Origin of the sequence: Pseudoclavibacter sp. CFCC 11306 (genome assembly GCF_008831235.1) — a bacterium.
Classification (GTDB): domain Bacteria; phylum Actinomycetota; class Actinomycetes; order Actinomycetales; family Microbacteriaceae; genus Pseudoclavibacter_A.
Map to the genome: position 1 here is coordinate 484,549 of NZ_WBKF01000001.1, position 20,689 is coordinate 505,237.

The window sequence follows — 20,689 nt, forward strand, 5'->3', positions numbered from 1 at the left end:
TGGTCTGTCGGAAACGAGGCAGACCGCCTCAAGGTTACTCGATCACGCCTGTTCGACCGCGTCGACCCGCGTGAGCCGCCCGTCGGCCAGATGCAGATGTTCGTCGACCAGCGCCGAGGGAACCCGATCGTGACTCATCAGCACGACCGCGGGAGCCTGACCGTCTCTCGTGCTGCCGTGCGTTCCAGCGATGGCGAGCAGATCGACGAGCAGCTCGTCTGCGAGCTCCGGGTCGACGTTGGCCGTGGGCTCGTCGAAGACGATCACCGGGAACTCTGCGAGCAGAGCCCGTGCCAATGCGAGGCGCTGCACCTGCCCGCCCGACAGCAGCTGTCCGTTCTCTCCGACCACCGTGTCGAGACCCTCGCGTGACTCGATCAGATCATTGAGTCCCACACGGCGCAGAACCGCGAGCAACAGGTCGTCTTCGGCTTCGGGCTGCGCCAGCAGCAGGTTGGCGCGCACCGTCGACGCGAACAGGTGCGGTCGCTGCTCGCAGAGACCGACGACGCGACGGACGCGGTCGCCGCCGAGGTCGCGCACGTCTTGCGCATCGATCGCATACCCTCCGGAGCGATGGTCGAGAAAGCGCACCAGTGTGGCAGCGAGCGTGCTCTTGCCTGCACCGCTCGCACCGGTGATGAGCACACGGCGGCCAGGCCTCAGGTCGAGGTCGATGCCCTGGGCGATGATCGGGGCTCCCGGCCAGCCGATGCTGACGTCTCGCAGCTGCAGTGACGCGAATGCGGATGCTCGCTCGTCTGCCTGCGGTGCGGGCTCGGCTCCGGCATCCCCGTCTGCACCCGCGCCGGAACCGGCATCGTCGGCCCCGCCGTTGAGCCGTCTGCCGTCGTCGATGACCGCACCGATGCGGTGCGAGGCGACACGCACCTTCTCGATCGCCGTCATGGCGGTCGGAACCTGGGAGAAGACGTCGAAGATCGTCATCGGCACCAGCACCAGCACCGCCAGCCAGCTGCCGGGAAAGGCTCCGGCCTGCAGATCGGTGCCGCCTGCCCAGATCGCGCCGATCACAGCGATGCCGGTGAATCCGGTCAGGCACAGATCGACGAGCCCCTGTGTGGCGGCACGCGAGCGGTCGATCACCGACTGCCGCCGCGCCAGACTCTGAGCCTCGCGTTGAGCCTGCGGGAGCGCGTCGTAGGCCGTCAGCACGTCCATCGACTCGAGCATGCGCAGCATGTGCTCGTTCTGCGCGGCACGCACCGGCGCCGCGTCTCGGGTGCGAGCCGAGGTCGCCCGCTCAGGCAGCACGCCGCCCAACACCGCGGCGCCGATCAGGCTCAGCGCGAGCACGAGACCCGCCATCGGAGAGATCAGTGCGAGCAGCGCGGTCGTGACGGCACTCACCAGCAGCGAAGTGAGCAGCGGCTGCCAGACGCGCAGGGGAAGATCCTGCAGATCGTCGATGTCCGACACGAAGCGGCTCATCAGATCGCCCCGGCCTAGATGCGAGAGGTTCGCAGGCGCACCCGGTATGAGTCGCTCGAACACACCGACACGCAGTCGCCCGAGCATGCGGAACGCGGCGTCGTGGCTGAGCAGACGTTCGATGTAACGGAACGATGCGCGTCCCAGCGCGAAGACCCGAACACTCACGATGATCGCCATCAGCGTGAGGATGGGCGGGCGCAGCGCACTCGCCGAGATGAGGTAGGCGCTGGCCCAGGTCAGCCCGATGGCGGCCGCGGCGCTCAGCACGCCGAACAGTACACCTGCCCAGAAACGCTTCGGGTCTGGGGTGGCGAGTCTGGCAAGCCGCTCGTCGACGCCGGGTGCCGGCAGCAGAGTCCTGCCACGATTCATGCGACCACTCCGTCTCTTTCGTCACGCGACGCCGAGGATGCGCTCGCCACCGCACCGCCTGCGCGGCCCGTCGGCTGCGCGGCGATCGACACCCGAGCATCCGCCGCAGCGATGACACGCGGACGATGACTGATGACGACGACCACGCGCCCGTCTTGCGCCATGGTGCGCATACCGGCGATCATCTCGCGTTCGGTCTGCTCGTCGACGGCGCTCGTGGGCTCGTCGAGCAGGACGATGCGGCAGTCGTGCGAGAAGGCGCGGTAGTAGGCGCGCGCGATGCAGACGCGTTGGGCCTGCCCGCCCGAGATGCCTCCGCCGACAGGGTCGATCACCTGGTCGAGATCGAGCCGACCCGCGCCGGCCAGCCTCAGGCAGCGCCGCAGCAGATCGGCATCGACGTGGTCGCCCGAGTTGAGCCCGAGGGCGATGTTGCTCGCGATCGTTCCCGGAAAGAGATCAGTGCGCTGTCCGCTCCAGGCGATGAAGGGCCGCAGCGGCGCGTCTCGTTCGAGGTCGATGCGTTCGCCCTGCCAGATCACCTGACCCGTCGCCGGCGCGAAGCCGAGCAGCGCCGCGAAGATGCTGCTCTTACCGGCTCCCGACGGACCGCTGACCACGGTGAGCCGGCCTGCCTCGGCGCGCAGCGTGACCGGCTGCAGCTCGACGTCGCCTCGCGAGACGCAGATGTCTTCGAGTCGCAGGTCTGCGGGTCTGCGGCTCGACGGTGACTCTGCGGATGCCGTGGTCGCGTCGCGCCTGGCGCTGCGGATCGGGGTGGCCGGGTGCGCCCCAGGCCGAGAATCTGGCTCGTCGAGCACGCTCAGCGCGTCGTCGGCGGCCGAGATGCCCTCGGTGGCCGCGTGGTAATGCGAGCCCACGAGGCGAAGCGGAGAAAAGGCCTCTGGTGCGATCAGCAGGACGAAGAGACCGGTGTAGAGATCGATCTCGCCGCCGATGAGACGTGTGCCGATCGACACGGCGACGAGTGCGACCGCCAGGGTCGACGCGAGCTCCAGCACGAAGCCCGACATGAACGAGATGCCCAGCACGCGCATGGTGCGCTGGCGGTAGTGGTCGGTCACGGTCGAGATCACGTCACGCTGGTGCCACTGCCGCCCGAAGACTTTGAGCGTGGAGAGACCGGTGACGACGTCGACGAAGTGACCGGAGAGTGTTCGTGAGGCCTCCCATTCGGAGTTCTGCACCCGCTGGGTGTACCAGCCGATCAGGATCATGAAGATCGGGATCAGCGGGAGGGTGACGCCCACTGTGATCGCAGACGGCAGGTCTTCACGCCAGAGCACGAACAGGAAGACCGGCACGGAGATGACCGTGAGCACCAGCTGCGGAAGGAACTTCGAGAAGTAGCCGTCGAGCGCATCCAGACCACGCCCATAGACGGTCGTGAGCTGCGGAGCGGAGCGGCTGGCGAGCCAGGCGGGGCCCAGTGCCGCGAACCGTTCAGCCATCTGCTCACGCAGCTGGGCTTTGACCTTTGCCGCGGCGAACTCTGAGGAGACGTTCCACGCGTATGCCAGCAGGGCACGAATCGCCTGGGCGGCCGCGGCGAGTGCGACCAGGTGCAGACTCTCGTTCCAGGTCAGATGCTGCATGAGCGCACCGGCCACGCATTGTGCCACCGCCCATGAGAAGACCAGAATGCAGGCGATCTGCAGCAGACCGATGAGCCCGCTGACGAGCAGGTAGCCTCGGGCGGCCGTTGCCCGGCGCAGCAGCCGGGGGTCGATGGGTTTGATGGTTCACCTCGTGTTCGAAGATCTCTGCGCAGCCCCACGCCCCAGGTGGCTGCGTCCTGCAGACGGAAGAACCGCTCCCCTCGCCTGCCACAACAGTGTAGTCGTGCAGACGATTGGAGCGGTTCGTTCCGGCAGCTGGGGTGTCAGTGCGCCACGGCCGCCTGCTCGATGTCGACGCGGCGAACGCGCTTGCGGAACACCCAGTAGGTCCAGCCCTGGTAAAGCAGCACGACCGGCAGAGCGAATGCCGCCACCCAGGTCATGAACGACAGTGTGTTCGTCGAGCTCGAGGCGTTCGTGAGCGTCAGGCTGTTCTCGAGACCGTAGGTGCTCGGCATCACCATGTGCTCGGGGTAGCTCGTGAACAGCACCATCCACAGCGCCAGCACCGCGAAGACGACGGTCAGAGCGGTGAAGGTGAAGCCGAGGCCGTCACGCTCGATCCAGTTGCACCAGTAGCTGATGATCAGCGTCACAGCGGCGAGCAGCGAGAGCACGAGCACCAGCGGCGAGAAGTGCGCGATGTTGGTCCACAGCAGGAAGAGCGCCGCGATGACGATGGTGATCAGGCCGAGTGAGCGGCCCAGCCGATGGGCGCGTGCCTTGACCTTGCCGTCGGTCTTCAGGCCGACGAACTGCACTCCGTGCGTGAAGAACAGCAGCAGCGTGGTCAGACCGCCCAGCAGTGCGTACGGGTTGAGCAGCGTCAGCAGTGTGCCCTGATAGACGAACGAGTGCTCGACCTTCAGAATCGGCAGACCGTTGACGATGTTGGCCACCGCCACACCCCACAGCAGGGCGGGAACGGCAGAGCCGATCACGATGAACCAGTCGAACCACTTGCTCCAGTTCTCGTGGTGGCCCTGGTGGCGGTACTCGAACGAGACGCCTCGGAAGATCAACGCGATCAGAATCAGCACCAGTGCCAGGTAGGCACCGCTGAAGAGAGTGGAGTACCACTCGGGGAAGGCGGCGAACAGGCAGGCGCCAGCCACGATCACCCAGGTCTCGTTGAGATCCCAGACCGGGCCGATCGTGTTGATGATCTGCCGGCGCTCGGTGTCGTTCTTGCCGAGGAAGGGCAGCGACATGCCCACGCCGAAGTCGAAGCCGTCGAGCACGAAGTAGCCGACGAACAGCACCCCGACGATGAAGAACCAGAGAATTTCGAGAGTCATTTGATCAAATCTCCATTACTAGTACGTGATCGCCAGTTTGTGGGGATCGACCTCTGCGGTCTCATCTCCGCTGTGGTCTGCGTCGAACTCTGGCGGACCGGCCTGAGCCGCCTTCTTGATGAGTTTGAACTCAACGACTGCCAGTGCCCCGTAGACCAAGGTGAACAAGGCCAGCGACAGGCCGACCGACCACGCCGGCACGTTCGGCGAGACCGCACGTTCGGTGGTCATCAGGCCGAACACGATCCAGGGCTGTCGACCCATCTCGGTGAAGACCCAGCCGACGAGGTTGGCGAGCAGAGGCACCGGAGCGGCCCAGATGGCGACACGCCAGAACCAGTCGGGCACCGTGATGCGGCTCTTCTTGCGGGTGATCCACAGCGCGACCAGAGCGATCAGCGCGCTGAACGCTCCCAGACCGATCATCCAGCGGAAGCTCCAGTAGGTGATCCAGAGCACCGGCATGAACGACCCATCAGTCGGGCACGTCAGTGCAGGGTTCAGCGCATCCGTGCAGAACTGCTGGGTGTACTTCGCCTGCAGATCGGTCAGCCCCTCGACAGTGCCGTTGAACGTGTGCGTCGAGAGGAACGACAGCAGATAGGGAATGCGCAGAGAGAAGAGCTCGCTGTGGCCGTCGGGCGTGCCGAGGGTGAAGACGGAGAATGAGGCGTCTGCGCCAGTGCTCGTCTCGAACATCGCTTCGGCAGCCGCCATCTTCATGGGCTGGGTGTGCACCATGGCCAGGCCGAGCTGGTCGCCGCTCAGGAAGACGCCCGCGAAGCCCGCGAGCACCGACCAGGCACCGATCTTGAGGCCGGTGCGCATCGTCTCGACATGCTGATTGCGCCGCAGGTGATAGGCGCTCACGGCTACGATCACTGCGCCGGCGAACACGACTGCGCCCGTGATCGCGTGCGGAAACGCCGAAACCGCAACCGGGTTCGTGAGCACCTGGCCGATGTCGGTCAGCTCTGCGCGCCCTCGGTTCGGATTCAGTTCGTAGCCGACCGGGTTCTGCATGAACGAGTTGGCGGCGATGATGAAGTAGGCCGAGAGGATGGTCGCGATCGACGTCAGCCACGCCGAAGCGAGGTGCACGCCCTTCGACACCTTGTTCCAGCCGAAGATCCAGACGCCGATGAACGTGGCCTCCAAGAAGAAGGCGAAGAGCCCCTCCATGGCCAGCGGGGCGCCGAAGATGTCTCCGACGAAGCGCGAGTACTCCGACCAGTTCAGCCCGAACTGGAACTCCTGGACGATGCCCGTCACCACGCCCATGGCGAAGTTGATCAGGAAGATCTTGCCGAAGAGCTTCGTCAGCTGCAGGTACTTCACCTTGCCGGTGCGCACCCAAGCGGTCTGAATAATCGCGACGATGAGCATCAGCCCGATCGTCAGCGGCACGAACAGGTAGTGGTACAGAGTCGTCAGCCCGAACTGCCAGCGCGCCAGCGCCAGTGCCGTGGGGTCGCTCTGCAGCACGGCCAATGTATCGGTCATGTGCGTTCCTCTTCACTCCAGTGAAATTTCGGTCTCCGACACCTGTCGGCGACACCTGTTGGAGACGTTACTCCGGCTTGTATACAAGTGCAAAGTAGACGACCCTAACCTGTGTCGAATCGAGACGAATCGACGTTGTCACAGCTCGAATCGAGTGCTTCTGCGCCGTGCTGACACGACGTTCGGCGCCAGGATGGCGAAGAGCGGCGCTGCGCGTCAGCGACGTCCGCGGTGCATCCAGCCGCGAACGGTCTGCAGCCTCTTCTGCAGCTGCCCGAGATCTGCCTGCGGCACCGCAGGGCCACCGCTGATGCGCCGCAGCCTGGAGTGAATGCTGCTGTGCGACTCGCCGCTGATCTGCGCCCAGACCGAGACCGCCTGGTGCAGTTCGGCTCGCTTGGCCTTCAGCTGTTTGAAGAGCGGCTCGTTCGACGCGGCCTCGGTCTCGGGCGTCGCCGCCGCCCTGCGCTGTTTGCGTTTCGTGATCTCGTCTTGGTGAGACCGCAGCAGCGAGCGCACCTGGTCGGGTTCGAGCAGGCCGGGGAAACCGAGGAAGTCCTGTTCCTCCAAGCTGTCGGCTTCGGCGCCCGACCCGAACTCGTCACCTTCGAAGAGCACTCGGTCGAAGGCGGCCTGGGCCTCGAGCGGCTCGAAGTCGACGCCGTCGAGCAGATCGTCGGATGCGGCCTCGCGTTGGTTCGCCTGTTCGAGCAGCGAGTCTTCGAGACCGTCGTCGTCCCGGTCTTTCGGACCCCCCAAAACATGGTCGCGCTCGACCTCGAGCTCGTGTGCCAGCCCCACCAGACCGGGCACGCTGGGCAGAAAGATGGTGGCCGTCTCGCCTCGTTTGCGAGCTCGCACGAATCGCCCGACGACCTGGGCGAAGAAGAGCGGCGTACTCGCACTCGTCGCGTAGACGCCGACCGCCAGCCGAGGCACGTCCACGCCTTCCGACACCATGCGCACGGCGACCATCCAGCGCTGCTGTCCTGCCGAGAACTCTTCGATGCGATCGCTGGCGCCGTCTTCGTCGCTCAGCACGATGGTCGCCGACTCCCCCGTGATCTGTTTGAGGATGCCGGCGTAGGCCCGAGCCTGCGTCTGGTCGGTCGCGATCACGAGCCCGCCGGCGTCGGGCACTCCCCGACGCACCTGCGTGAGCCGAGCATCCGCCGCACGCAGCACCGAGCCGATCCAGTCGCTGCGCGGGTCGAGCGCCGTGCGCCAGGCCTGGGCGATGATGTCTTTGGTCGCCGGTGCGCCCAGATCGGCGCTCATCTCGTCACCGCTGCGGGAGCGCCAGCGCATGTTGCCGGCGTAGGTCAGGAAGATCACCGGGCGCACCACGCCGTCGTGCAGGGCACGGCCGTAGCCGTAGGTGTAGTCGGCGCGTGAGATCTTCGAGCCGTCGGGCTGCGGCTCGTAGGTGACGAAGGGTATCTGCGCTTCGTCAGAGCGGAACGGCGTACCAGTCAGACAGACACGCCGTGTGGCGTGCGCGTAGGCCTCGCGAATGGCGTCGCCCCAGCTCAGTGCGTCACCGCCGTGATGAACCTCGTCGAGAATCACCAGGGTGCGCTTCGCCTCGGCGAGCGCCTTGTGCACCTCGACGTTGGCGGCGACCTGTGCATAGGTTGCCGTCACGCCCACGTAGTGCGAGCCGAAGACGCGATCGGCGTTGCGGAAGTTCGGGTCGAGGCGAATGAGCGCTCGCTCTGCGGCCTCGGCCCATTGTCGCTTCAGATGCTCGGTGGGCGCGACGACCAGCACACGATCGACGGTCCCCTGATCGAGCAGTCCTGCAGCCAGCTGCAGTGCGAAAGTGGTCTTGCCCGCTCCAGGGGTCGCTGCGGCGAGAAAGTCTCTGGGCTGTTCGGCGAAGTACCGCTCAAGAGCCTCAGCCTGCCAGGCGCGCAGCCGACTCGCGGTGCCTCGTGCCGCACGGCGCGGGTAGGCCGGGGGCAGATCGCGGGCAGACGCGTTGCCGAAGTCGATTGGGGGGTGCACGGCAGAGATTGTACCCGCAGCCGACGACGTGCGCCTGTCAGGCCGACGTGGGCCGCTCTGGTCGGGGCCGGTGATTCCGTGGGTCTGCGGCCTGCCGACGGGCATTTCCTCGGGACTGTCCTATTATGATCACGGCAGTCATCGAGGACTGCGACTGACGCGGGATCCTGAGGGAGAACACGATGACCGAGCAGCAGACGAACAGCAAGGCGTTGCAGGCGCGCGACGCCATCAAGCGATCGATCGCCGCAGGCAGACTGCAGTCAGGCCAGCGTCTCGTCATCTCACAGCTGGCTCGTGAGCTCAAGATGTCTCCGGTTCCGGTTCGCGAGGCGATCCGGCTGCTCGAGTCAGAGGGCCTGGTCACATTCGCTCACAACGTCGGTGCGCAGGTGACCGACTTCCGGCCGCAGGAATACCGGCACATGATGTCGACGCTCTCGGTGCTCGAAGGCGCTGCCGTCGCACAGACCGTTCCGCACATCCGGCAGCAGACCATCGACGAGGCCCGCTTCTACAACCGCCATCTGATCGAGGCGCTCAAGGCGTCACGCTTCGCCGAGGCCAACCGGTTCAGCACGCTCTTTCACCGCGTGCTCTACCGCGACTGCCCCAACCGATACCTCATGCAGACGCTCAACGAGGGCTGGGCGAAGGCCGCCGCCGTCAAAGGCGCCGTCTTCGGCCTGCTGCCCGGGCGTGTCGACGGGTTGGTCGAAGAGCACGAACACCTGCTGCAGATGCTCGAGAAGAAGACCTCTCCCGACGAGGTCGAGGCCTTCATCCGAGCTCATCGCGAGCGAAACACCGAGGCCTATCTGCGCTACGCGCAGCAGGCGATCAGTGATCGCGCTGCCACAGGAGGGCCTCGGCCTGCCGGATCATCGTCACGTCCTCGCGAGTCTTGACCAGGATGATCGCGGCCGACGAGCCTTCGGTCTGAATCTGGCTGTTCATCTCGTTGCGGCGGTTGAGCCGCTCGTCGAAGCGAACGCCGAGCGGGCGCAGACGTTCGAGCACGAGTGCGCGTGCAGCCGGCGAGTTCTCGCCGATGCCGCCGCTGAACACGAGCGCGTCGAGCCCACCAGCAGCGATCGTCATCTGCCCGATCATGCCTGCCGCACGATGCGCCCAGACGGCCAGCGCGAGCTGTGCCGAAGGCTCGGCGGCATGCGCACGGTTCACGATGTTGCCCATGTGCGTGTCACCGGCGAGGCCGAGCAGACCAGACTGGCGTTCAAGCCGCGAGATGACCTCGCGAACGCTCAGGCCGGTGTTCGCCACGAGCCATGCCGACACCGCTGGGTCGATCGTGCCGGAACGGGTCGACATGACCAGACCCTCCAGCGGAGTGAAGCCCATGGTGGTGTCGACGCTGTGCCCGTCGCGCACCGCCGTCAGGGAGGCACCCGAGCCCAAGTGCGCGCTGACGATGTGCAGCTCGGAGAGATCCTGATCGAGAATGCGTGCAGCTTCGCGCACGTTGTACTCGTGTGCAAGACCGTGGAAGCCGAACCGGCGCACGCCGAGACCCTCGCGCCACTCACGAGGAATCGCGTAGGTATAGGCCTCGGCGGGCATTCTGGCGTGGAACGCAGTGTCGAAACAGGCGATCTGCGTCGCCTCCGGCAGCAGCGCACGCAGCCGTTCAAGAGTCGCCACCGACGGCGGCTGGTGCAGCGGCGCCAGATCGGTGAGCTCTTCGATGCCGGCCATCACCTTGTCGTCGACGATCGCGGCCTCACCGAAGAGACGACCTCCGTGCACCACGCGATGCACGACAACCTCGATATCGCCGCTCACCGAAGAGAAGTCGGCGATCAGCTCGGCCCACGCTTCGTCGGTGATCTCGGCCGGCGGCGTCGCAACCGTGCGGTTGTAGACGACTTCGTCCTGATCGGCGACGCTCAGCTTCAGGCTCGACGAACCCGCGTTCACCAGCAGCATGCTCATGCGTTGTCCTCTTTCTGCGTCTCGGCGGCTTTCGTGGCCCCCGCCTGTACGGCCGTCACCAGAATGGTGTTGACCACGTCATCGACGGTGCAGCCGCGGGACAGATCGTTGACGGGCCTGCGCAGCCCCTGCAGCACCGGCCCGATGGCGATCGCGCCGCTCGACTGCTGCACCGCTTTGTACGTGTTGTTGCCCGTGTTCAGATCGGGGAACACGTAGACCGTCGCGCGCCCGGCGACCGGCGAGTCGGGCAGTTTGCCAGCCGCGATCTTCAGGTTGCTGGCGGCGTCGTACTGGATCGGCCCTTCAATCGGCAGTTCGGGTGCGGCCGCGCGAGCCAGCTCGGTGGCCTCGCGCACAGCGTCGACCGATGAGCCGTGTCCTGAGGTTCCGGTCGAGTACGACAGCATCGCCACCCGAGGTTCGATGCCGAAGGCGGCCGCCGTCTGGGCGCTGGCCACGGCGATGCCGGCGAGCTCTTGGGGCGTCGGGTTCGGAATCACGGCGCAGTCGCCATAGACTAGCACCCGATCGGGCAGGCACATGAGGAACACTGACGAGACCTCGCGGACGCCGGGCCGGGTCTTGATGATCTGGAAGGCGGGACGGATCGTGTCGGCGGTCGTGTGCATCGCGCCCGAGACCATTCCGTCGGCCCGCCCCGAGTGCACCAGCAGAGTGCCGAAGAAGCTGGGGTCGCGGACTTGCTGTGCCGCCTGTTCGAGCGTCACGCCTTTGTGGGCGCGCAGCTGCTGGTAGGTCTGTGCGAATTCGTCGAGCAGCGGAGACTGATCGATGTCGATGATCTCGATGCCATCGAGACTCACCCCGTGCAGACGCGCCAGCTTCGCCACCTCGTCGGGGTCGCCCAAGAGCACGAGATCGACGAGACCCTGCTTCGCGATCTCTGCAGCTGCCGTGAGGATGCGAGGGTCGCCTCCCTCGGGAAGCACGATTCGAGCGTGAGCCGCACGGGCTCGACGGGCGAGCTCGTAGGCGAAGCGCTCGGGGGTGGTCACGTCGCGCAGTGACAACTCGAAACGCGAGAGGATCTCGGCGCCGTCGGCGTGCTCGTCCCAAGTCTTCAGCGCCTGCCGAGTGCGGGTCGGGTTGCCTGCACCGATCTCGCCGCGAACCCGGCTGGCGGCCTGTGCGACGGCGAAGGTGTCGGCGCGTTTGCAGTAGACGGGGATGCTGCCCGCGGCGACGACGCGCTGCAGGCGCTCTGAGATGTCGAAGTCGCCGCTGATGATCACGGCCTCTGGGGCGAGGGCGGCCTGGAGCACCGCTTCGATGAGCTCGACGCGGTCACCGGGCACGACAACGAGCGCTCCCGAACCGATGACGGAGAGCGCGTGCTCGGCCTCCATAGCCGCCACGGTGATGCGACGCACCAGATGATCGGCGTCGCCATTGGTGCCGATGCGCAGCGCCTCGATGGCTTCTGCCGTCTCTTCGACGCTCGGCCACGAGAGGCTCTCGACATAGGGCAGCAGGTAGACGGGACGCCCGAGCGACCCCGAGGGAATCAGCGTGCGGGCCTCGTCGATGACCTCAGGTGAGACGCGGTTGACCACGATGCACATCAGGGTGGAACGCGCCTGGCGAAGTCGCTGCCGTGTGAGCGAGACCGCGGCGGCGACACGAGCGGCGCTGCGGCCGAAGCCGTCGACGACCGCAAGCAGCGGCACGTCGAGGTGCCGCGCGAGAGCGACGTTCACGTCTGGCTCACCGTGCACGGGCACGGTGATGGCGTTGGTGCCCTCGATGATGACGAAGTCGACTTCGGCGGCGAGCCTCTCGAAGGCACCGAGGCATTCGGCGATGAGCTCGTCTGTGCGATCGTCGGCCACCAGCTCTTCGGCATGCGCCGCGGTCATGACCGAGACAGCGGTCAGAGCGCCTTCGGGAAGCAGCTGTTCGGCCAGCTGGACGATGCGCGACTCGGTCGGTTTGTCAGCAGACGTGATCGGCCGCAGAAAGCCGATACGAGCGTACCGAGCAGCAGCCTGGCGCAGCAGCCCGATGGTGACCAGCGACTTTCCAGAGGTCTCCCCCACACCAGTGATGAGCAGTCCGTCGGGCATGAGATCTCCATCTGTTCGTTGTGCGTCGGTGCCCCTCCAGACTATCGCACCCACAGAACGTGCCCCACAGCTCGCCCGGGGTTCGAACGGCCATTCCGTGAACTCTTCGTGAAGCCGCGCACCACGCTGCCGCGTCAGCCTCAGACTGCAGACACGGCGACGGCCACGGGGATCGATCTCAGGATCTCCCGTGGCCGTCGTGGTCTGTCACCGGCTCAGCGCGGCCGGCGGCAGACGATCACTGCTGGTCGAGCACGAACTCGGCCTCGATGTGAATCTTCACATCGCTGCCCAGCAGCACGCCGCCGGTCTCAAGGGCGCTGTTCCACTCCAGTCCGAACTCCTCGCGCTTGATCGTCGTGTCGGCTTCGATGCCCAGAACGGTCTGGCCGTACGGGCTCGTCGTGATGCCCCCGACCTCGACCTGGAAGTCGACGCTCTTCGTGACTCCGCGCAGCGTGAGGTCTCCGGTGACCACCAGGTCATCGCCGTCGTACCGCACCGCAGTCGAACGGAACGTGAGCTCGGGGTGGTTCTCGACGTCGAAGAAGTCAGGCGCGTGCATGTGCACGTCGCGGTCGGGGTTGCCGGTCGAAATGCTCGCGGCCTTGATATCGGCGCTCACGGTCGAATCGAGCACGTCGTCGCCCGTGGTGAGAGTTGCGGAGAAGTCGGTGAAGCTGCCGCGGAACTTCGTGACGAGATGACGCACGCTGAAGCCGATGCTGCTGTGTGTGGGGTCGATCTGCCACGTGCCCGAGGTGAAGCCTGCGATTGCGGATTGGGTCATGATGTCTGCTCCTTCATTGAGATGTCGGGCGTTCGTCCGCACATCAGTGGTTGTATCTACAACAGTATCCACATGAATGCACCAGCGCAAGCGGAATCTGCAACTCTCAGCGGCGTGTCGGCAGCATCCGCTGCATGCCCCAAGCGGTCACCCGCAGCACAGCTTCGACGATGATCGAGAGATCCATCTTCGAGCGGCCGTTCTCACGTTCGACGAAGGTGATCGGCACCTCGGTCACATCGAGCCCCGCTGCCACGGCGCGCCGCAGCACGTCGATCTGAAAGCAGTACCCATGACTGGCCGCTTCGTCGAGCCGAAGCGCTCGCAGCGCAGTGACGGGAATGACCCGATATCCTGAGGTCACGTCACGCTGGCCGAGGCCGAGCATCAGTCGGGAGTAGATGCTGGCCGCATGCGACAGCGAGCTGCGGTACCACGGCCAGTTCACGATCGTGCCGCCGCGCACCCATCGAGATCCGAGCACAAGCCGATTCTCACCCGCTGCTGCGAGCAGATGCGGCAGCTGCTCAGGCAGGTGCGATCCGTCGGCGTCCATCTCGACCAGATAGCGAAACCCGTGGGCCTCGCCCCACTCGAAGCCCGCGATATAGGCAGGTCCGAGGCCGTGCTTCTGGTCACGGTGCAGCACTGACAGCGACGGATGCCGCTCCCGCAGCCGGTCGGCGAGCAGGCCCGTGCCGTCTGGGGATCCGTCGTCGACCACGAGGACTGAAACCTCGGGGAGCGTCTTGAACAGCCGCTCCAGCACTCCAGGCAGCGACTCTCGTTCGTTGTATGTGGGAATGACGACCAGCGTCTCCCCCGTTGGCGCGCTCAATCGCGCAGCTCGCGGCGAATGACCTTGCCGACGTTGGACAGCGGAAGCTCGTCGCGGAATTCGATGTAGCGCGGGCGCTTGTATCCGGTGAGATAGCGGCGGGCGTACTGCCGCACCTCCTGTTCGGTCAGTTCTGGGTCAGCCGGCACGACGAAAGCTTTGACCACCTCTCCGGAGTGTTCGTCAGGCACGCCGATCACTCCGGCGGTCTTGATGCGTGGGTGATCGCTCAGCACCGCCTCGACTTCGTTCGGGTAGACGTTGAACCCGGACACCGAGATCATGTCCTTCCGACGATCGACGATCGAGAAGTAGCCGTTGTCGTGCAGCACGGCCACGTCGCCCGTGGCCAGCCATCCGTCGGCGTCGAGCACCTCGGCTGTCTCGTCCTCGCGCTCCCAATACCCCTTCATCACCTGGGGGCCGCGCACATAGAGGTCTCCGGGCTCTTCGAACGACGCGACACGACCGTGGTCGTCGAGCACTTTGATCTCGGTCGACGGCAGCGGAATGCCCACGGTGCCGATGATCGGCGGCAGCCACGTCGGGTTCACGCTCACCACGGGTGAGGCCTCGGTGAGCCCATACCCCTCGAGCATGGGTCGTTGGGTGACGTTCTGCCACTCGTTCGCCGTCGACTCGCGCAGCGCCATGCCGCCGGCCACCGTCAGTTTGAGAAAGTCGAAGTCGGCTTTCAGGAACCGCGGGTTCTCGAGGAGCGCCTGAGCGAGCGTCGAGACCAGGATGATCACCGAGGTTCGCTCTCTCACGATCGTCTTGGCGAGCGGAGAGATCTCGCGAGGATTGGTCACGAGCACGTTGTGCAGACCATAGGCGAAGAAGCACAGGCAGTTCACCGTCATGCAGAACACGTGGTAGAGCGGCAGCGCTGCGAGAACGTTCTCGGCGCCCTCGTCCAGGATCACGCGCATCCAGTGCCGCATGGCCTGGGAGTCGGCCAGCAGGTTGCGGTGCGTGAGCATGGCGCCCTTCGGCGTGCCCGTCGTTCCGCCGGTGAACTGCAGCAGTGCTACGTCGTCGAGTCCGACCGAGACGGGCTGCAGACGCAGGTCTGCCCCATGCGCGATGGCGTCACGAAAGTCGACGGCTCCGGGCAGGCGATACTTCGGCACCATGCCCTTGAGCCTCATGCCGACGTTCGTCAGCACACGTCTGGCCGGACTGCGCCAGAGGTCTGCCGGCCGGGTGATGATCACGTTCTGCAGGGTGGTGTCGGGCAGAATCTCGGCGATCTTGTCTGCGAACATCTCGAGCACGACGATGGCACGCGCTCGCGACTGCAGAATGACCGCCTTGGTCTCGGGAGCGGTATAGAGGGGGTTCGCGTTGACCACGACGAGGCCCGCTTTTATGGCGCCGAAGAGTGCGACCGGGTACTGCAGCAGGTTCGGCATCTGCAGCACGATGTGGTCACCGGGCTGCAGCCCCAGAGAGACCTGAAGATAGGCGGCGAAGTCGTCTGAGAGCTGTTTGACCTCACGGAACGTGAGCGTCTGCCCCATGTTGGTGAACGCCTTGCGATCACCGAAACGGGCACATGTCTGATCGACCAGATCGACGATCGACCGGTGTTCGAGGGTGCCGACTTCGCTCGGCACGTCATCGGGATACAGGTCGAGCCACGGTCTCGGAATGTCGTCTTGCCTCTGCTGCTCAGTCACGGGTCAATTATGCCCCACCAGGTGAACCACCTGAGGGATCACCCATGAACCGAGATGAACGGCACGTACAATCGAAACCATGTCAGACCCGCGCACAGCCCTCTCGCAGACGAACCAGGACTATCTGAAAGAGATCTGGCAGTTCGCCGAGTGGTCGGGCGATCCCATCACCACCGGCCAGCTGGCAGAGCGCATGGGCCTCACACGTTCGACCGTCTCAGAGGGAGTGCGTCGGCTGACCGATCAGGGCTATGTCGTGCACGAACGCTACGGCAACATCACGCTCACCCCGGCCGGAGAATCGGCGGCGGTGAACCTCGTGCGCAGCCATCGCATCCTCGAGACCTTCTTGGTGTCGTATCTCGGCTATGACTGGGACGAAGTGCACGAAGAGGCCGAGGTTCTGGAGCACGCGGTGAGCCCGCGCATGATCGAGCGGCTCGACTCCCGTCTGAACTTTCCCACCCGCGACCCGCACGGCGATCCGATACCGCGAGCCGACGGCAGCATTCCGACTCTCGACGCCCACCCGCTCAGCGAGGTGCCGGAAGGGCACACCGTGCACGTACGCCGTGTCTCGGACGAGAACCCAGAGCTGCTGCGCTATCTCACCGACATCGGTCTGACCCTCGACAGCACCATCACTGTTCGAGAGCGCATCCCCGCTGCCGGCACGATTCGTCTGGTGATGAACGGCCAGCCGCTCGATCTCGGTCTGCCTGCCGCCGGCAACATCCTCGTCACCGAGTAGGGGCAGCCGCTCCGGTCGTCAGCGATCATCGGCTGCGACCAGCCGCACGACACCGGTCTCACCGACCGCGACGACCGGTCCGTTCCACGCATCGTCACGGTGCGAGACCCAGAGCACGGTGCGTCCCGAAGCAGGATCGAGCACCACGCGGCGAATGTCATCGGCCGTGCGCGCATCGAGCTGAGAGGTGACCTCGTCGGCGAGCAGCATCGGCGTCTCAGCCAGCAGGGCGCGTGCCAGACCCAGCCGCTGCGCCTGACCTCCCGAGAGCCCGACGCACCCGCGACCGCGACCGAGCCGCGTGCGGATGCCCTGGCGCTGACTGTCGACGAACGCCCCGAGGCCGACGGTCGCGCACACCTCACGCAGGTCGTCGTCGCTGGCGTCAGGCCGTGCGATGCGCAGATTCTCGGCGATGCTCGCGTCGAAGAGAAACGTCGACTGATCGACCACAGCCACGGTGCGCACGAGTTCGGCACGGCTCAGCTCCCGAAGATCGCGACCGGCGATCTGCACCGAGCCGGAATCCGGATCGTGCACACGTGCGAGCAGATCCACCAGCGTCGACTTGCCGCTGCCGCTCGAGCCCTCGACGAGCACGTGCGAGCCCGCCTCGACGCTGATCGGCTCCGGCACGCGCAGCTGCGGCCCGTGAGCGCCGCCGACAGCGTCGTGACGGTAGACCAGCGGGCCGATCACCGCTGCCGCTCCCCGATCGCCCGAGTCGTCGGCTGCAGCCGATGACTCGGGAGTCTCCTCAGCGGCAAACGTCACCTCGGGTTCGCGCGTGATCGTCGCCTGCACACGAAGCGCTGCCGCCTGCACAGCACGCCACTCATTGACGAATCCGACCACTGACTCCGGCGCGGCGAACGCGGAGAACGCGAGTGCGGCCCCCGCAAGCGCCGCGCCCAGCGGCTCCTGCAGCAGCCCTCCGCCATGCGAGTCGGCAGTGGAGACGAGCACCGAGGCCAGCACTGTGAGCAGCCAGACCAGAGTGACCAGCGCTCGTCTGGTGCGACCGAGCCGCTGCTCCGCACGCATGATGTCAGCGTGCCTGCGGTTCAGCTGGTGCCAGCGGCCGAGCCGACGATCGATCGCGTGCAGGCCGCGCAGATCGGGCAGCGCATGCATCGTCTCGGCGGCGAACTGTGCACTCTGGCCGTCGAGTCGGGCACCCTCTGACGCGGTCTGCGCCTCGCCGCGCAGTCCCAGCCCGGCGCAGCCGAAGGCGAGCAGCAGACCGACCGCAACGACGACCGCCGTCGGCCACCCGGTCAGAAGCCACTGCGCGAACACCACACCGACGCTGACGATCACCGCGCTCACCGCCGGCACGATGGTGTGCGCGAAGAACACCTCGAGCCGATCGATATCACGGCCTGCGCGCGAGAGCAGGTCGCCGCTGCCGCTGCGCGACGTGACTGCCGGAGCCTGCGGCAGCAGGCTGGCGAAGAAGCGCACGCGCAGGCGCGCCAGCAGAATGAACGCGACGCGATGCCCGAGATACTGCTCGCCATATCGAGTCAGGCCCTTCACCAGAGCGAGGCCGATCAGCACCAGCCCCACGGTCCAGACCGAGACCTGGCCGCGGGCACTCGCCGCCACCAGCAGCACCCCGGCGACGACCGCTGCGATTCCCGTGGCCTGCGAGACCAGACGCAATGCGAACGAACCGGCCAGACTGCCCCGAAACCCCTTCGTCATCGGCAGCAGCTGTCGCAGCGTGTCTGCCGTGCTCGCCTGCGTCGTGCTCGTCATCGTGACCTCTCATCGTGCAGACCGTCCGTCGTGAGGCGAGACGTGGTCATACGGCGGGCGAACGCCGCAGGATCATGTGTGACGCAGACGACGGCCATGTGTTCGGGCAGGTCGGCGAGCGTGTCGACCAGACGCTCGCCGGTCTGGCGGTCGAGGCCGCTGGTCGGCTCGTCGAGCAGCAGCACGTCCACGGGCTGCATCAGAGCGCGCGCAACCGCGAGCCGCTGGCGCTGGCCACCGGAGAGCCCCGTTCCGCGCTCCCCAAGGGCCGCATCCAGACCTCCGAGTCGTTCGCCGATCGTCGTGCTCAGCCCGGCCAGCTCAAGCGCGCGCCAGCAGGCGGCATCGTCCACGGCATCCGACGAATCGTCGCCCGTCGCACTCTGGTTGGCCTCTGCCCCCACACCGAGCGCGAGGTTCTCACGCACTGTGCCAGAGAGAATCACCGGGTTCTGCACGACCTCGACGGTGCGCAGCCCGGGAAGTCGTTCCAGTGTGCCGCCTCCGAGCTCGCGACGACCAGCGATCACGCCGAGCAGTGTCGACTTGCCGACGCCGCTGGGGCCCATGATCGCCCGTCGGTCGCCGCGACGGATGTCGACCTGCAGACCCTGCGCAAGCTCGCGCCCGTCTGGCGTCACGAGTGTGCCCTGCTCGATGCGCAGCAGGCTGCCGTCTGACGGAGCCGTGGGTGCGCGTCGTGCCGTCTCGTGTCGTGAGTCACCGCCGCCCACGCCGATCACGCGCGCCAGCCGGCCTTCGGCGCCCTGACCCTGCGCACGCAGATAGAAGAACTTGCCGACCACGTCGAGAGGCGCACTCATCACGACCGCCAGCAGCACGACGACCGCGGCCTCTGTCACGTCGATGGCACCACTGCGCAGCCGCCACACGGCCAGCAGAGCCGAACCGGCGAGCACGCCCGCATAGAACAGCCCGTCGAGCACGAGAATCAGCAGCTGGTTGACCGCCAGCAGCCGCATGACCTCGGTGCGCTGCTGCTCCGCGCTGCGAGCCAGACGCTGCAGATACCGGTCGCCGGCGCCGAACAGCGCCAGCGTGCGCAGCCCCTGGAGCCCCTGCAGAAACGTCACGGCCAGCGAGGCCTCGCGCCGCCGCCAACCGCCCATCGACTTTCGGGTGACACGCTGAAAGGCGCCCACCGCTGCAGTGACGAGCACGACCAGAGCCGCGAGGCATCCGGCCAGCACCGGGTCGACGGCCAGTGCGATGACCACGAGCACGATCACGGGCGAGAGCAGCGCGGCGAGAATGCTGCCGTGGAACTCGGCCCGGTAGGTCGCGTACTTCGCGGCGTCAGCGGTGGCGAGATCGGCGAAGTCTCCCTCGGCGGGCAGCCGATCGTCGGCGTCGGCCGGGCCGCCCAGCCGTCTGAGAAGGCTCTCGCGCACTTGGGTCTGCAGCTGCCGCTCGGCTGCGTCCTGAGCGGCCTCGCCGAGAAACTGCACGATCACGACGCCGGCGAACGCGACGGCCGTCACCAGGAACAGGTGTGCCGCGGCCGCCGTGCCGTCAGGTCCGAAGGCCGTCGCAAGCGTTCTGCCCAAGGCGACCACGCCGACGGCCAGCAGCACGGTGCGCGCCACCGAGAGAGCCAGCCCTGCGCGCGACAGCCGGCTGGGGCCGGCAGCGACGGGCAGAGCCTCGCGCACTGCTCCGGGGTGCCGTCGCTCGTCAGCCGCTGACCGACTTTCGTGCATCAGTGGTCACGCGGCTTGCCGGTGTGCGTCGCTGCCGGCTCTGACGGCGCGGCCGAGGCCACCTGCTCAACCGGGTGCACGGCATCGGGTGCAGACGGATGCCCCGGCAGCGCGAGTGCGCCGGATGCGGTCTCGCCGTGGTGCTCGGGGCGCTGGATGCGTTCGATCCAGGCGAGGGCGACCGCCGAGAGAATGAAGGTGAGATGGATGAACACCTGCCACATCACACCGGTGGTCGTGTAGCTCTCGCCGGTCACGTTGTGCGCATGCTCTGCGCCGAGATCGCCGACTTCGATGAAGGTCTTCAGCAGATGGATCGACGAGATGCTGATGATCGAGATGGCCAGCTTGACCTTGAGGATGTTCGCGTTCACATGCGACAGCCAGTCGGGCTCGTCCTGGTGGCCGTCGACGTTGATCTTCGAGACGAACGTCTCATATCCGCCGATGATGACCATGATCAGCAGATTCGCGATCATGACCACGTCGATGAGTCCCAGCACGGTCAGCATGATGGTGGTCTCATCGAGCTTGCCCCAGTCGGTGAAGACGTCGGCGAGCAGGTGGAACAGATCGACCCAGAACACGATCACGTAGATCAGCTGCGCCACGATGAGACCGATGTAGAGCGGAGCCTGCAGCCACCTGCTGGCGAAGATCAGGTAGCCGAGCATGTTCGATGTCTGCGAGTTCTGCGCCTGACGGCCGACGGCGAATTGACGTCGCTGGTGGTGATCAGAGGGGGACATCGAGCTCCTGACGTGTGTGGGTGATCCCAGTCGACGTCATTGGCGACTATGGAGTGACGAACTCATGTTACTTGCACCCGAC

At 66.2% G+C, this 20,689-nt stretch carries 15 protein-coding genes; 2 read left to right on the forward strand and 13 right to left on the reverse strand.

Features of this window, described 5'->3' with window-relative positions:
- Positions 1-42: 42 nt before the first annotated feature.
- From cydC to F8O09_RS02185, 5 genes are all read right to left on the reverse strand, one after another.
- Positions 43-1,827, reverse strand: coding sequence for a thiol reductant ABC exporter subunit CydC (gene cydC / locus F8O09_RS02165; protein ID WP_158053781.1), 1,785 nt, complete (start codon positions 1,825-1,827; stop codon positions 43-45).
- Complete coding sequence (cydD, locus tag F8O09_RS02170; protein WP_158053782.1) at positions 1,824-3,587, reverse strand: thiol reductant ABC exporter subunit CydD; 1,764 nt, start codon at positions 3,585-3,587, stop codon at positions 1,824-1,826. The genes cydC and cydD overlap by 4 nt, the downstream gene beginning before the upstream one ends.
- A 143-nt stretch (positions 3,588-3,730) precedes the next feature.
- Entirely contained in the window at positions 3,731-4,765 is a 1,035-nt protein-coding gene (gene cydB / locus F8O09_RS02175; protein ID WP_158053783.1) for a cytochrome d ubiquinol oxidase subunit II, read from the reverse strand.
- Between the two features lie 18 nt (positions 4,766-4,783).
- Positions 4,784-6,268: a cytochrome ubiquinol oxidase subunit I gene (locus F8O09_RS02180; RefSeq protein ID WP_192496664.1), complete on the reverse strand. Its 1,485-nt coding sequence runs from the start codon at positions 6,266-6,268 to the stop codon at positions 4,784-4,786.
- A gap of 216 nt (positions 6,269-6,484) precedes the next feature.
- Entirely contained in the window at positions 6,485-8,380 is a 1,896-nt protein-coding gene (locus F8O09_RS02185; RefSeq protein ID WP_158053784.1) for a DEAD/DEAH box helicase, read from the reverse strand.
- Between the two features lie 77 nt (positions 8,381-8,457).
- On the opposite strand from F8O09_RS02185, the gene F8O09_RS02190 reads away from it, so the two are divergent.
- On the forward strand, positions 8,458-9,183 hold the full coding sequence (locus tag F8O09_RS02190; RefSeq protein WP_158037721.1) for a GntR family transcriptional regulator: 726 nt from the start codon (positions 8,458-8,460) through the stop codon (positions 9,181-9,183).
- Here F8O09_RS02190 and F8O09_RS02195 read toward each other — a convergent pair.
- The 5 genes from F8O09_RS02195 to F8O09_RS02215 all read right to left on the reverse strand — a co-directional run bounded on the left by F8O09_RS02195 (position 9,116) and on the right by F8O09_RS02215 (position 15,625).
- Positions 9,116-10,228 carry an acetate/propionate family kinase gene (locus tag F8O09_RS02195; RefSeq protein ID WP_158031214.1) on the reverse strand — a complete coding sequence of 371 codons (1,113 nt, stop codon included), beginning with the start codon at positions 10,226-10,228 and terminating at the stop codon, positions 9,116-9,118. The two genes, F8O09_RS02190 and F8O09_RS02195, sit on opposite strands and share 68 nt — an antisense overlap.
- Positions 10,225-12,315, reverse strand: coding sequence for a phosphate acetyltransferase (gene pta / locus F8O09_RS02200; RefSeq protein ID WP_158053785.1), 2,091 nt, complete (start codon positions 12,313-12,315; stop codon positions 10,225-10,227). Before pta ends, F8O09_RS02195 begins: the two co-directional genes overlap by 4 nt.
- Positions 12,316-12,553: 238 nt before the next feature.
- Positions 12,554-13,105, reverse strand: coding sequence for a YceI family protein (locus tag F8O09_RS02205; protein ID WP_192497518.1), 552 nt, complete (start codon positions 13,103-13,105; stop codon positions 12,554-12,556).
- Between the two features lie 106 nt (positions 13,106-13,211).
- The gene (locus F8O09_RS02210) at positions 13,212-13,943 is read right to left on the reverse strand and encodes a polyprenol monophosphomannose synthase (RefSeq protein WP_158037719.1); all 732 of its coding nucleotides are present in this window, start codon (positions 13,941-13,943) and stop codon (positions 13,212-13,214) included.
- Positions 13,940-15,625, reverse strand: a complete 1,686-nt coding sequence (locus F8O09_RS02215) for an AMP-binding protein (protein WP_225732813.1) — start codon at positions 15,623-15,625, stop codon at positions 13,940-13,942. The genes F8O09_RS02210 and F8O09_RS02215 overlap by 4 nt, the downstream gene beginning before the upstream one ends.
- 79 nt (positions 15,626-15,704) lie before the next feature.
- Here F8O09_RS02215 and F8O09_RS02220 point away from each other — a divergent pair, with 79 nt between their 5' ends.
- Complete coding sequence (locus F8O09_RS02220) at positions 15,705-16,376, forward strand: metal-dependent transcriptional regulator (RefSeq protein WP_158031211.1); 672 nt, start codon at positions 15,705-15,707, stop codon at positions 16,374-16,376.
- An 18-nt stretch (positions 16,377-16,394) separates the two neighbouring features.
- On the opposite strand, the gene F8O09_RS02225 is transcribed toward F8O09_RS02220, so the two are convergent.
- From F8O09_RS02225 to F8O09_RS02235, 3 genes are read right to left on the reverse strand one after another with little or no spacing between them, the layout of a single operon-like run.
- Complete coding sequence (locus F8O09_RS02225) at positions 16,395-18,137, reverse strand: amino acid ABC transporter ATP-binding/permease protein (protein ID WP_158053786.1); 1,743 nt, start codon at positions 18,135-18,137, stop codon at positions 16,395-16,397.
- Positions 18,134-19,858, reverse strand: a complete 1,725-nt coding sequence (locus tag F8O09_RS02230; protein WP_158053787.1) for an ATP-binding cassette domain-containing protein — start codon at positions 19,856-19,858, stop codon at positions 18,134-18,136. Before F8O09_RS02230 ends, F8O09_RS02225 begins: the two co-directional genes overlap by 4 nt.
- Positions 19,858-20,607 carry a TIGR00645 family protein gene (locus F8O09_RS02235; protein ID WP_158053788.1) on the reverse strand — a complete coding sequence of 250 codons (750 nt, stop codon included), beginning with the start codon at positions 20,605-20,607 and terminating at the stop codon, positions 19,858-19,860. The genes F8O09_RS02230 and F8O09_RS02235 overlap by 1 nt, the downstream gene beginning before the upstream one ends.
- Positions 20,608-20,689: the final 82 nt, after the last annotated feature.